Genomic DNA, 12,347 nt, shown 5'->3' with positions numbered 1-12,347 from the left:
TTAGCTTATCTGTGCTTTGGAAATCGGATAGTAGGCCTCGTAGCGGCCCGGCACCAGCTCGTACACCCGCAGGCGGGTCATCACCAGCTCGGAGTTGAGGTAGCCCTTGATCGTCTCGCCCTTGAGGATTTTGTAGAAGACGAGCACCTCCTGCGGCGCCTGCCCTGCGTTCACGGCCGCGACCAGCTTTTGGCGCTGCTCCGGGCTGAGTTTCCCGAACCTGCTGCCGGCCTGACTCTTGGCTAGTTCCTCGAAGGCGGCCATGCCCTGCATGAACGCCTGCCGCTCCTCCTGCCTGTAGCAGTCGTCCACCATCTTCAAGGCGAACAGGTGCAGGCCCATCTCGCGGCCCTCGGGGGTGTCGGTGGCCGGCAGGATGGTCTCCACCAACTCGGCCAGCAGCTCCTCCTGCCCCTGCGACACGTCCAGGTGGTCCAGCGGGATGGAGGCCTTGCCCTCCTCCAGGACGCAGGAGGGCAGTACCGCCACGCCCCCCGCCAAAATCAACAGGCCCTTAACGGCCGATCGCCTATCCATATGCTTATACTTTTTAAATTAAATGCTACTCTTCCCTTAGCACACTTCTGAAATAGTCCACACTCGCCCGTACATCGGGTGTGTTATGGCGCCAGTTGTACTCATACTCGGCAGAGAGAATCCCTTTGAAATTTTGCCGCTTCAACTCCTGGATGACACCGGCTATATTCGTTACACCCTGCCCCCAGTGCACATCATGCGCCTTTGGATCCCGTGTATGCAGATCCTTTACATGCAGCTGCAAGACATGGCCCTCCAGCTTTTTGAGGCTGGCTACCGGATCCAGCCCCGAGCGGGTCCAGTGACCAATATCGGCACACACGCCAATGCGCCTGCTTTGTCCCTGCAGGGCTTCCAACACGATGTCAGGGTTCCAGTAGCGGGTAGGATTCGGGTGGTTGTGGATAGCCACATTGATCCTGTACTCCTCGCACAACTGCGAGAGCAAGGGCAGGTCCTCCTGCTTCGGCTCAGAGGTGATTGTTTCAATGCCCATGGCCTTCCCGAACGCAAACAGCTGGCGCCAATCGGCCTCATTGCCTGGGGAGATCACACCAAACGACACCATCTTCATGCCTTTTGCTTCCAGGCGCCTTAGAATTTCTTCCCGCTTTGCCGCATCCATGTGGATATCCATCCGGCCTTCCATTCCTCCACCCAGCACCTGGCCCGGATAAGCCTCCACATACCTGAGTCCACAGCTGTCGATCTTTTCAACAGCCTCAAAGAAAGTATACTCCTTGAAGGTATAGGCCTGGGCACCAAGCTTCCATCCCAGTCGCTCCTCCGGATTTTTTTGGGCTTGTACCGTCTCCCGGCTAGCCAGCAGGCTAAACAGCAGGGCAATGGCTGCTACTATTTTACAGGAAGGTGTCATATCTAATCTTTTTTGTTGTTTAAAGGGCCTCTTGCTGCTGCGCAGGGTGAAACAGCGCCGGTACAGGCTACAGCCTCACCACAAACTGCTTAACGCACTAAGTTAATAAAATTTAGAAGAGTCCCAAGCAACGCATGAGATTATACCTGCCGCAGCAGCCTATCTGGTGGCTTTCAGCTCCTGAATGGGTACCTCCGGCACCAGCACTTTCGTAACCCGCTCTACCACCCTTGCCTTCGGTAGCTTAAAGGAGGCCGTCTGCCTGATATCTCTGGAAGAGGCGCCAAGCTGTACTGTATACCTCCCTGGCTCGGCTACCCAGGCAGTCTGTCCGGTGTCAAAGGAGGCCAGTGCCCTGGCATCCAGTGTAAAGGAAACGGTTTGTGTCTCCCCCGGCTGCAGGAGTGCTGTCTTCGCGAACCCCTTCAGTTCTTTTGCCGGCTTATCCATGCTCCTGGCAGGGGCACTCAGGTAGAGCTGCACCACCTCCTTTCCAGCCGCCTTGCCTGTGTTCTTCACGTCCATGGTAACGGTCAGCTTGTCCCTGAACCTGCCTGAACTCAGCTTCAGGTTACTGTAGGTAAAGTCGGTGTAAGACAAGCCGTAGCCAAACGCGTAGGCTGGGGTAATATTGAAACTGTCATAGTAGCGATACCCTACATAGACCCCTTCCTCATAGACTACCTGTTTCGGTTCTCCGGCAGGCGTACCCGGGAAGTTCTTAGCCGATGGGCCGTCCTGGTAATCCATCGGGAAGGTGGTCGCCAGCTTACCCGACGGGGTCACTTTACCCGACATCAGGTCTGCCAGCGCGTGACCGCCCTCCTGCCCGGGCTGCCAGGCCAACAGGATGGCATCGGCCTGGTCTCTCCAGCTGGCCACCTCTATCACGCCGCCAATGTTGAGCACCACCACCACTTTCTTTCCCTCGCCGCGAAAAGCCTCCGACACGGACTTGAGCAGCGCCTTTTCTTCTGTCGTCAGGTAAAAGTCTTTCAGCTTCCTGTCGCCGCCTTCTCCGAATACACGCATGATGGTCACCATGGCGATGTCTGCTTCTTTGGCCTTCCGGCGGATCAGCTTTTCATCCAGGGCCAGCTCACCTAATATGCTATCCAGCTTTGGCAGGGCCGTGATCAGGCTATCGGCTTTCAGGTTGCGCGGTTTACCTAGCTTCAGGTACTCCAGGTATGTCTTCTGCAGCTCCTTGTCCATCTGGTAACCTGCCTGCTCCAGGCCCTGCGCCAGCGATACGCTGTACGCGTTGTTGACCATGCCGCTGCCTGTACCGCCCACGATCATCTTATAGGAGTAGTTGCCGAAGGCGGCTACTTTCTGTGTGCCCCGGGCTAGCGGCAGTGCCTGGTTCTTGTTCTGGAGCAACACCATCGACTGTGCGGCTGCATCGCGGGCCAGGGCGGCATTGCCCTTCAGGTCCGGCTTGTCAGAGTAGGGGTAGTTCCTGTAGGTCGGGGTGCGCTGGGCCACGGTCAGAATACGCGCGATGTTGCGGTCCAGCACTTTCATGTCCAGTGATCCGTTGCTGGCGGCACTGTCAATTTTATCTGACCAGACGGCCAGGCCGGGCATGAGCAGGTCGTTGCCTGCCTTCATCTGCTTTACCGCATCCTCTCCCCCGTACCAGTCGCTGAGCACAAAGCCGTTAAAGCCCCACTCCTTGCGCAGGATCGTTTCCAGCAGCTCCTCGCTCTCAGAAGTGTACACGCCGTTGATTTTGTTGTAGGACGACATCACCGTCCAGGGGTCAGACTCCTCGACAGCTATCTTGAAGCCTTCCAGGTATATTTCCCGCAGGGCGCGCTCACTTACGATGGTATTGATAAAGCGCCGGCTCGTCTCCTGGTTGTTGGCGGCAAAGTGTTTGAGCGAGGTGCCTACTCCCTGCGACTGTATGCCTTTTACCGCTGCCGCCGTCATCTTGCCCGAGATCAGCGGGTCTTCGGAATAGTACTCAAAGCTCCTGCCCCCGAGCGGATCACGGTGGATGTTCAGCGCCGGGCCCAGCAGGATATCCACGCCATACTCCAGGGCCTCATGCCCCATGGCGCTGCCCACACGCTCTGCCACCCCGGGGTCCCAGCTGGAGGCTACGAGGGTGGCTACCGGAAAAGCGGTGCAGTAATATGTGTTGAGGTCATTTTCCCTCCTGGGGGCGATGCGTAAACCCGCTGGCCCGTCCGAAAGGTAAATGGCCGGGATATCCAGGTGCACAAAAGGATAGGTGTATCCCCCTACTGCCGTGATATTCTTCTGCTTTCTCCCCGGCGTTGCCACCGGTACCACCTCCCGGCGCTTGGCGCCGGTCACCATCAGCGATTTCTCCTCCGTGGTCATGGCGTTAATAACTTCTTCGAGCGGGCTTTTACCGAATTGCGGAGCCATTTTGGAGGGCTTTGCATCGCCCGATCCGTTCAGAGAGGTCTGTGCCTTGACGGCCCCTGCTAGGCAAAACTGCGCCGTCAACAGCAGGGCCATACTGTAATTTGATACGTTCATAAGCTATAGGGTTATTTGCTTTGTAGTCTTTTCTATGCTGCTTTACAGGAAGTGCTTGAGCAACTCCCGGGCAATGATGTCGTGGCCTTTTTCATTGGGATGGTTCACGTGCGACATGTAAGGGGCCACGGTGCCCTCCTCCCTGGCAATCCGCTCGAATGCGGCATAGGGATCCGCCAAGCCGACCTTATACCTGGTGGCCAGCCCCCGTATCTGCCTGGCATGCTGGGCCAGCTTATTGTCAGGGTCCTTCAGGTCCTGCCGCTGATCGGGGGAAGGGGTCACCAGAATAACCTTCACGTTATGGCGCAGGGCTTCCTCGATCATCTTTTCCCAGGCCACCCTTGACCTTTCCAGGCCTATGCCCATATCGTTGAGGGCATAGTCGATGAAGAGGACATCGGGCTTGAGCGGCAACACCTCAGTGGCCAGTCGCGGCTGCCCCTTCTCGGCAAACTCACCGCCTATAGCGGTGATGATGACATTGATCACCGCGTGCGGGTACTCCTTTTTTAGCTTGGTGAGCAGCAAGTGCGGGTAAGACTCCAGCGTGTGCACTTCCTGCTTGCTCCAGTAGCCGGAGGGGACGGAGTGCCCGTGAAAGACCAGGTTAATCCGTTTGTTGTTCGGGAAAACCGCTTTCAGCTCCTGCTGCACATCACTCAGATAGGCTGACGCAGGCGCTCTCTTTATACTTTGGCATTGCGCTGAAAGCGATAGCAGCAAAGCCAGAACGATTAGCTTTATATTATTCATGCGATACATGCTTTCTTACCAGGATACCACCACAGTACCCGTTACATTCTTTACCAGGTAGCTCTTGCCGAACTGCTTCTCCCCTTTCTCAAAAGGCAGGTGCCCCGTCTTCCAAGGGTACCCCGTGTTGAGGTAGAAGTGTATGCCCTCGTCGGAAATATCCGCATCCGGGTACACCCGCACCGTGGCGTTCTCAAGCCCCGCTATCTGCAGCCTGCGCTTGATGCCCAGCTCGCCCGAATGCATCTCTTTCACAGACACAATGCCATCCTGCTGCTCGACAAACACCCGCGCTTCGCGGTTCCAGGCGGTAGGGAAGGAATAGGTCGCGTAGCCGTTCTGTAGCTCGGTATCGTAGCCAAGCAGCACCGGTGCCCCCTGCGGGAACCTGAAGCGGTGCCTGACCGATGTGTTGGGCACGTACCCGGAGAAGAAATAGCCGTTGTTGCTGCGGGATATGCTCAGCACCGGGCTTTTAACTGCCGGATCATACTTGTCCACGATATACTCCATACCGAATTCCTGGAGCACGTGCCGCAGGTACGCGGGTCCCACCGCATACTTGGTGGGATCATTCGGCTTGAGCAGGCGCCCCCCTTCGTAGTGGCTTGAGTTGGTACCGCGCACGTACGCTACCTTGCCCCCCTTCCAGTCAGGTAGTGCCCTTGTCCAGAGGGCGTCGCGCGTGTTGCCGCCCTGGGTCATGCGGACCCCTACCTTGGTATGCAGATCTTTCATGTTCCTCACTTTTGTGCGCAGGCCGCCGCCGGAGAACAGGGCCAGGTGCTGTATGGTGGCAGGCCCCTTCCGGGTTAGTTTATCTTTGCCGTAGCTTTCTGTCAGGGTAAACTCCCCCTCCAGCGCCGTAGCGTTTTCCAGGTTCAACAGCTCGGCAAAGGCAGGGCTGGCATGGTCAGCAGGCCCATAAACAATGATTTTGCCCCCTTGCCGCACGTAGTTGATCAAACTCTGCTCGAAGGCAGAGCCTGCATCCGGCACAATCGTCAGCAAGACCGACTCGTCAAACACATGCGGCTTATTTTCCAGGGCAGCAGGAAAATATTTGGTGGAGATGATGGTGTTAAGCGGGAAGCCGTTGTTGATGGCCTGCCGGATAAACCAGTCACCGTAGTATATTTCCGCCAGGCGGTCCGGCTGGTTGTAGGCCCAGCTGTGATACTCCTCAAACGGGTACACCCATACCAGGGGACCGGGCGCTGTGGGGCTGTCGTAGCGGGCCTTCAGGATGTGGGGGATCACCTCGTTGGGCACCTGCGTGGGCATGTCCCCAAAGGAATCATCGATGGTCAGGAAGTTCAGGTGCGTGGGCAGTTTTACCTCCCCCTGCCCGTTCAAACGGGCTACGGCCATCGGCAGGTAAATATCATGCGGTTCACGGCCATACCGGTCCAGCCAGGGGCTGTTCAGCCACCAGGGATCATGGGTGTAGTAGCGGAAGATGTAGCGGTCATCGGGCAGCTGCGCCATCCGCGACATGTAGCCTACCATCTCCAGGCCGAAGTCTCCGTCCAGGGCGGCCCAGGGTGAATTTGGCGGCGGCAGAATGTTGTATCCTCCTTCGTAAATGGCTTTCAGGTCCACGCCATCCTTGGCCAGGTCAATGCCTGTGGCCAGGTTGGTGCCCCTGGTTTCGATCCGAAAATCCGGGCACTCCTGGCGGAAAAGCGTCCAGAAATTAATGATCTTCTCCTTGGTCTCTGCCAGGTTCTCCTGATTAAAGCCCTTTCCGGTGAAGATGGTGCCCGTCGAGGCCCAAGGCTCCATGCCAAAGCCAAAACCGTTGCTGAACCAGATGTAATCAAAGCCCAGGTCCTGCAGGAAGTGCTGGCTCTGGCGGCCAAAGAAGGTTCCGAAAGGGGTGTTCGCCGGAATGCCATCCGGGAAACCGGCATAGGAGGCGTTGTCGGCGTTCAGCACGGCATAGCTGAACACAAAGGACTTATGCCCCATGGCGCTTCCTTCCAGTATCTCCGGGTGCTTCTTATACTTAAAGTCAGACTTGGCGAACTCCGGCCCCGGGTCAAAGGTAGCGCCTACTCTTACTGGTTTGCCGGTTATTGCCTCCCCTGTTTCCCGCAGGGTCTGCACGATCAGCTTCAGGTCCCCGTAGGTAAACTCCGGCGGACTGTCCATGTACAGGTAAGCCCGCTCATGGAGTGACAGCTCCTTTGGTCCGGAGCCAACCGCGTGCTCCGTGTTCGGGTTGCCGATGTACTTTGCCCACTCCAACGGCTGCTCCAGTGTGCCCTTGTAATCAAGTATTTCCGAACCGTCGGCCGTCCAGAGCATGACCGAAACCGTGTCGGCATGGCGCAGCAGGGCGCTCCACTGGGTGAACATCTCGGCGGCTACCCGCTTAATGTAGGCCGGGTCGTTTTGCTTGAAGGGTTTCAGGGAGGCCTCCAGCGTGATGTTCTCAAAAGGCTGCCCCCTCAGGCTGGAATCGATCAAGGGTAAGGGCGCTGCAGGCGCCTGTGTCGCCACGGCTGCCTCAGGCTGGCTTGGTGCAGGCTTCGAACCGGAGCAGGCATAGGCAAGGCTGCCGGCAAGAAGCCACATAAGCGGTCTGAAATTAAGCGTCATAGGGTGTAAGGGTTAAAATTAAATTCCGTTCCCCACTGCCGGCATGGCAGCGGGGAACGGAAATACAGTATTGCCATTAGTAGCCGGGGTTTTGCTCCAGCGTCGGGTTTATCTCTATCTCCCTTCTCGGGATGGGCAGGACCAGCTCGTGACCGGCCACTGAAAAATTAAGCCCTTTGGCGGCATAATAGGCATTGATCACTTCCTGTGCCCTGCCGGTGCGCACCAGGTCAAACCAGCGGTGCGCCTCGTAGGCCAGCTCCACCCTTCGCTCATGGGCGATCGCCTCGCGCAGCGCGTCCTGCGAGAGCCCCTCTTGGCCAGCAAGGCCGGCGCGGCTACGCACCAGGTTCAGGTAGTCTTCGGCCTCGTCCGTGTTGCCCAAGGCATTCAGTGCCTCGGCATACATCAGCAGCACGTCCGCATAGCGCAGCACGGTAAAATTGATGCTGCCGTCGCGGGGATTCTCCGCTGTTAAATCTACGAATTTCAGCCCATGTCTGCTATAGGCCCTCTCCCCTGTCAGGTCAGAAACGATGTACTCCCCTACGGTGGCATCCTTGCGCAAGTCTCCCTCCTCATAAGCCTCCACCAAGCTCAGGGTGGGGGTAATCCTGCCCGAACCCTGCTGCCCGTTTGCCAGCAGGCCGGTGGAGGCTGGCGTGAACTGCACCGAGTAGCTGTTGCCCAGGTTAGCCCCGGATATAAACTTGAGTTCAAAGATGGACTCCGGCAGGTTTTCATTGCCGGTAGCAAAAAGGCTCTTGTAATTACTTACTAGGCTATACTGTCCTGACTCGATCACTTCTTTCAGCTTGGCAGCGGCCTGATCGTACTGCTGCTGGGTGAGGTACACTTTGCCCAGCAGGGTTTTAACGGTTCCACGTGAGGCATACCCTTTGTTCGGGTTCAGCTCCTCGGGCAACAGCACCTCCGCCTCCGTCAGGTCTTCGATGATTTTTCGGTACACTTCCTCCCGCGGCTTCAGGCTTAGGTCAGCACCCGCAATCTGGCCGGGACTCCTGAACTCTGCATCCGTCAGGGGCGCCCTGCCGAAGGTCTGCACCAGTATAAAATAGCTGTAGGCCCGCATGAACCTGGCCTCTCCCGCTATCCTGCTCTTCACACCGGCATCGATGTCTGCCGTTTCCAGCCTGCTAAGGATGATATTGCAGCGTGCCACCGTGTAGAGGGCCGTGTTCCAGACAGACTGCACGATTGTATTGGATGGGGTTACATTCAGTTCGTCAAACTCCACCTCGGTGATAGAAGAGGAGGAAATGGAGATCTCGGCATTGTCTGACATCAGCTCGGCCACGTAAAAAAGATCCGTGTTGTAGAGGTTCTTAAAGGTGCCGTACACCCCGATCATGGCCGATTCAAAATCATTCTCCGTCCGATAGAAGCTCTGGTCATTTATCTGGGAGTCCGGCTGAAGCTCCAGGAAGTCCTCGCAGGAGGTAAGTGTGCCTAAAAGCAATACAGTGGCAAGTATTTTCAGTCTCATAACGCTTTACCTTAATTATTGGAGAGATACTCTTAAGCCTAGTGTGAAAATCCTTGGAAGAGGATAGGAGAAGTAGTCGACACCGGTGGCTGCGATGTTATCGCCCGTGGAACTGGCTTCCGGGTCATAGCCGGGGTAATCAGTGAACGTATACACGTTGGCCACATCCGCGAACACCGTGAGGGCGGGCACGCGTAACCTGTCCAGCACACTTGTTGGCAGGTTGTAGGCAAGGTTGATATTCTTGATCCTGACAAACGATCCGTCAAACAGATAGCGGGAATTAGCGCTTATGCCCCTGGCGTAGTCGTTGCGGATGGCCCTGGGCACCATGCCGTTGCCCGGTTCCTGCGGCGAGCGCCATCGCTCTGCCGCGATGGCCAGCTGGTTCTGCACCCCGGCATTGTTAAGCACGATCTCCCCACCCTGAAAGTATACATCATTCCCCTGGGACCCTACAATGGCCGTGCTCAACGTCAGCCCATTGAACGTGAGCCTGTTGGTGAACCCAAAGGTATACTTCGGCCAGGGGCTGCCTACGATCTTCTTGTCCGCGTCTGTGATCACGCCGTCGCCGTTCACGTCCTCAAACTTCAGGTCCCCGGGCTGCACGTTCGGGTGCTGCTTCGGGCTGGCGTCCACCTCTGCCTGGTCTTTGAATACGCCGATGGCATGGAGCAGGAAGAAACTGGCGATCGGCTGGCCTACCTCCGTGATCTGGTAGGCTGAGTTGATGATACGGGAGCTCGAGGAGCTGAGCGCCAGCACCTCGTTGCGGTTCATGCTGATGTTGGCGTTCACGTTCCAGGTAAAATTCTTGTTCCTGACGATATCAGCGCCTACCGCTACTTCCAGGCCCTTGTTATCCAGCTCACCCACGTTCTGTATGGAAGACCCGAAGCCGGAGGCCGCCGGCAGCAGGGTATTAAGCAGCAGGTCTTTTTTATGGTTGCGGTACACGTCTGCCGTCAGTGTGAGCCTGCTGTCCCACAGGGACAGGTCCAGGCCCAGGTTCGTCTGCAGCGAGCGCTCCCAGGTCAGATCGTCGTTGGCCAGGCCCTGCGGCACGATGCCTAGCACCGGCTGCCCGTTGGATACATACCTGGAGATCCCCAGCAAGCCGATGTGGGCATAGTTACCGATCAGGTTATTACCCGATACCCCGTAGCTGGCCCTGAGTTTGAGGTCGTCCAGGAAAGCAAGGCCCTGCATGAACGGCTCCTCCGAAACGCGGTAGCCCACAGAGAAAGAGGGGAAGGTACCCCAGCGCTCGTTCGCCCCGAAACGGGAGCTGCCGTCCCGCCGCACGGTGGCCGTAAAAAGGTACCTGTCGTTGAACGTGTAGCTTGCCCTGGCCAGCAGGGAAAGCATGGCCCACTCTGACGTGAAGTTGGTGCCGGCGTTCACGTTGCCCCCGGCCAGGAACTGAATGTGATCGGTCGGGAAGTCAGTAGCACCCGCCTGCAGCATCTCCATCACGTCTTTCTGTGCCGTGAAGCCCGCCACGGCATTCAGGCTGTGCCGCTCGTTGAAGACCCGCTGAAAGTTTACCGTGTTCTCGTTAAGCCAGTTAAGGCTGGTCCTGTTATGCGCCCCCGCTGTCGCAGGGCTGGTCTTGGCTCCCCACTCGCCTATCTCGGAGGATTTCCAAAGCCTGGTCTTGTCCACTATGTAATTAATACCAATCGAGGACCGTAGGGTTAACCCTTCCAGCAACTCATACTCCAGGTAATTGTTGGTGAAGAAGTTGCTGGATTGCCGCTTGTCACTGAACTCATCCAGGATAAGCAAGGGATTCTCCACCGGAACACCCAGGGGATCGAGCAATTCAGAGCTGTAATTCCCCTCGGCATCATAGATAGGCAGGGCCGGGGAGCTGGCCAGGGCCGCTGAGATCAGGCCGCGCTGCCCCAGGTGACCCTCGGCGCGGGCAAAGTCGCCCCAGGAATGCGACCCTGCTACCGAGACCCCTAAGCGCAGGCGCTTGGTCAGATCCACATCCAGATTGGTACGGAGGTTAAACTTCTTAAAGTCAGACCCCTCGATGATACCGTCCTGGTCAAAATAGCCGCCGCCAATGTAGTAGGTTAAATCCTCTTTGCCGCCGCTGGCGGATAGCTGGTAGTTCTGGATGGCGGCAGGCCTGAAAATCACATCCTGCCAGTCTGTGTTGACTGTTATCGCCTCCGGGTTGCGGAACTCTGGCTTTACCCGGGTGGCACCGGAGCGGGCCTCATTCGGATCGGCGGCATCTCCGCCCGCATAGACCCAGGCATTGTCCCGGCCATCAGCCACGAACGCGGCAAACTGGCGCGCGTCCAGCAAATCCAGCTTGTTGGCCAGCGTCTGCACGCCACCAGAGGCCTCCAGGCTAATGCTCGGCCTGCCCTGCCTCCCCCTTTTCATTGTGATAATCACCACGCCGTTCGCGCCCCTGGAACCGTAAATAGCTGTGGCAGAGGCATCCTTGAGTATTTCAATAGACTCGATATCAGCAGGATTGATGGTACTCAAGGGGTTGATCTTGTTAACCGTGTTGTTGGCCATGCCGCTGGAGGAAAAGGAGTTGCCATTGAAACTGCTCACATCCGAGCCACCCCCGCCTGCGCCAATGGCATAGCCATCGATCACATACAGGGGCTGGTTGCCGCCGGTAATAGAGCTGATGCCCCTGATCACGATGTTCACGTTACCCCCTGGTGCACCCGTTGTCTGGGAGATTTGCGTGCCCGCCACCTTGCCTTGCATGAGCTGGTCAAAACTGGCCGCCGGCACCGGAAGCAGCTCCTCGGTCGACAGGCTCACCACTGAGCCCGTCAGGTCCTTTTTGCGCTGTGTGCCGTAACCCACCACCACCACTTCCTGCAGCTGCTTTTGGTCGGCATCCAGGGCTATCTCCAAATCCGTTCTGTTATTCACAGCGACCTCTTGGGCGTTAAACCCGATGTAGGTCACCACCAGCGTCGCATTCGGGCGCACGGTCAGTGTAAAACGCCCCTCGGCATCAGTGGCGGTACCGTTGCTCGTTCCTTTCTCCACGACAGAGGCTCCGATAAGGGGAGCACCGTCTGTGGCCCCTGTAATCCTGCCGCTAACCGTGATGGGACCGGCCGCCTGCGCCGCCAGCGCTTTGACACCACATGTCAGGCATAGCAAGACACAGATCAACTTTAATCGCAGTAGGTTGTTAAACTCATGTCTCATACGTATGGAATTTATTTTGTTCAAACCTCAATGCTGTGCCTGGGCATCGGCCCCTGGCTGTATCTTCCCATCAAGTCTGGTACACCTATGCGGCAATACACCTTATTCAGTCTTTCCCATGCAACCCACTGCCGATACCTGTATCCCCTGCCCAGGAGTTGCTCCACCCTCATTTACAGCGTTTATTCTACTTACTTAACGCACTAAGTGAGCAAGCAATCAATATTATAGAATCTATTCCAATAATTCAAGTACAGTTCCAATATTATTTTCAGTTAAAAAGAAGTCAGCAGCTGTCAATTGGACATATTTCTACTGCTTTATTTTCATATTCTTTCCTGTTTG

General features: G+C 56.8%; 7 protein-coding genes. All 7 read right to left on the bottom strand.

Going from position 1 to position 12,347, the window contains the following annotated elements:
• The 7 genes from PXG97_RS19390 to PXG97_RS19360 all read right to left on the bottom strand — a co-directional run bounded on the left by PXG97_RS19390 (position 1) and on the right by PXG97_RS19360 (position 12,002).
• Positions 1 to 537 carry a gluconate 2-dehydrogenase subunit 3 family protein gene (locus PXG97_RS19390; protein WP_276499491.1) on the bottom strand — a complete coding sequence of 179 codons (537 nt, stop codon included), beginning with the start codon at positions 535 to 537 and terminating at the stop codon, positions 1 to 3.
• Positions 538 to 562: 25 nt separating this feature from the next.
• Complete coding sequence (locus tag PXG97_RS19385; protein WP_276499490.1) at positions 563 to 1,414, bottom strand: sugar phosphate isomerase/epimerase family protein; 852 nt, start codon at positions 1,412 to 1,414, stop codon at positions 563 to 565.
• Between the two features lie 159 nt (positions 1,415 to 1,573).
• Entirely contained in the window at positions 1,574 to 3,931 is a 2,358-nt protein-coding gene (locus PXG97_RS19380) for a glycoside hydrolase family 3 C-terminal domain-containing protein (RefSeq protein ID WP_276499489.1), read from the bottom strand.
• A gap of 42 nt (positions 3,932 to 3,973) precedes the next feature.
• Positions 3,974 to 4,687, bottom strand: coding sequence for an SGNH/GDSL hydrolase family protein (locus tag PXG97_RS19375; protein ID WP_276499488.1), 714 nt, complete (start codon positions 4,685 to 4,687; stop codon positions 3,974 to 3,976).
• A gap of 15 nt (positions 4,688 to 4,702) precedes the next feature.
• Positions 4,703 to 7,291 carry a hypothetical protein gene (locus PXG97_RS19370; protein WP_276499487.1) on the bottom strand — a complete coding sequence of 863 codons (2,589 nt, stop codon included), beginning with the start codon at positions 7,289 to 7,291 and terminating at the stop codon, positions 4,703 to 4,705.
• A 76-nt stretch (positions 7,292 to 7,367) separates the two neighbouring features.
• On the bottom strand, positions 7,368 to 8,798 hold the full coding sequence (locus PXG97_RS19365) for a RagB/SusD family nutrient uptake outer membrane protein (RefSeq protein ID WP_276499486.1): 1,431 nt from the start codon (positions 8,796 to 8,798) through the stop codon (positions 7,368 to 7,370).
• Between the two features lie 15 nt (positions 8,799 to 8,813).
• A complete protein-coding gene (locus tag PXG97_RS19360) occupies positions 8,814 to 12,002 on the bottom strand; it encodes a SusC/RagA family TonB-linked outer membrane protein (RefSeq protein WP_276499485.1) in 3,189 nt (1,062 codons plus the stop codon).
• Positions 12,003 to 12,347 lie beyond the last annotated feature (345 nt).

The sequence above is a fragment of the Pontibacter litorisediminis genome (assembly GCF_029360645.1).
GTDB classification, from domain to species: domain Bacteria; phylum Bacteroidota; class Bacteroidia; order Cytophagales; family Hymenobacteraceae; genus Pontibacter; species Pontibacter litorisediminis.
Note: the sequence above shows the minus strand (reverse complement) of the source record. Positions and strands in the feature narration are given on the sequence as shown.

Coding starts and splice junctions, on each gene's coding strand:
- PXG97_RS19390 (WP_276499491.1), bottom strand. CDS start 537: ATGGATAGGCGATCGGCCGTTAAGGGCCTGTTGATTTTGGCGGGGGGC.
- PXG97_RS19385 (WP_276499490.1), bottom strand. CDS start 1,414: ATGACACCTTCCTGTAAAATAGTAGCAGCCATTGCCCTGCTGTTTAGC.
- PXG97_RS19380 (WP_276499489.1), bottom strand. CDS start 3,931: ATGAACGTATCAAATTACAGTATGGCCCTGCTGTTGACGGCGCAGTTT.
- PXG97_RS19375 (WP_276499488.1), bottom strand. CDS start 4,687: ATGAATAATATAAAGCTAATCGTTCTGGCTTTGCTGCTATCGCTTTCA.
- PXG97_RS19370 (WP_276499487.1), bottom strand. CDS start 7,291: ATGACGCTTAATTTCAGACCGCTTATGTGGCTTCTTGCCGGCAGCCTT.
- PXG97_RS19365 (WP_276499486.1), bottom strand. CDS start 8,798: ATGAGACTGAAAATACTTGCCACTGTATTGCTTTTAGGCACACTTACC.
- PXG97_RS19360 (WP_276499485.1), bottom strand. CDS start 12,002: ATGAGACATGAGTTTAACAACCTACTGCGATTAAAGTTGATCTGTGTC.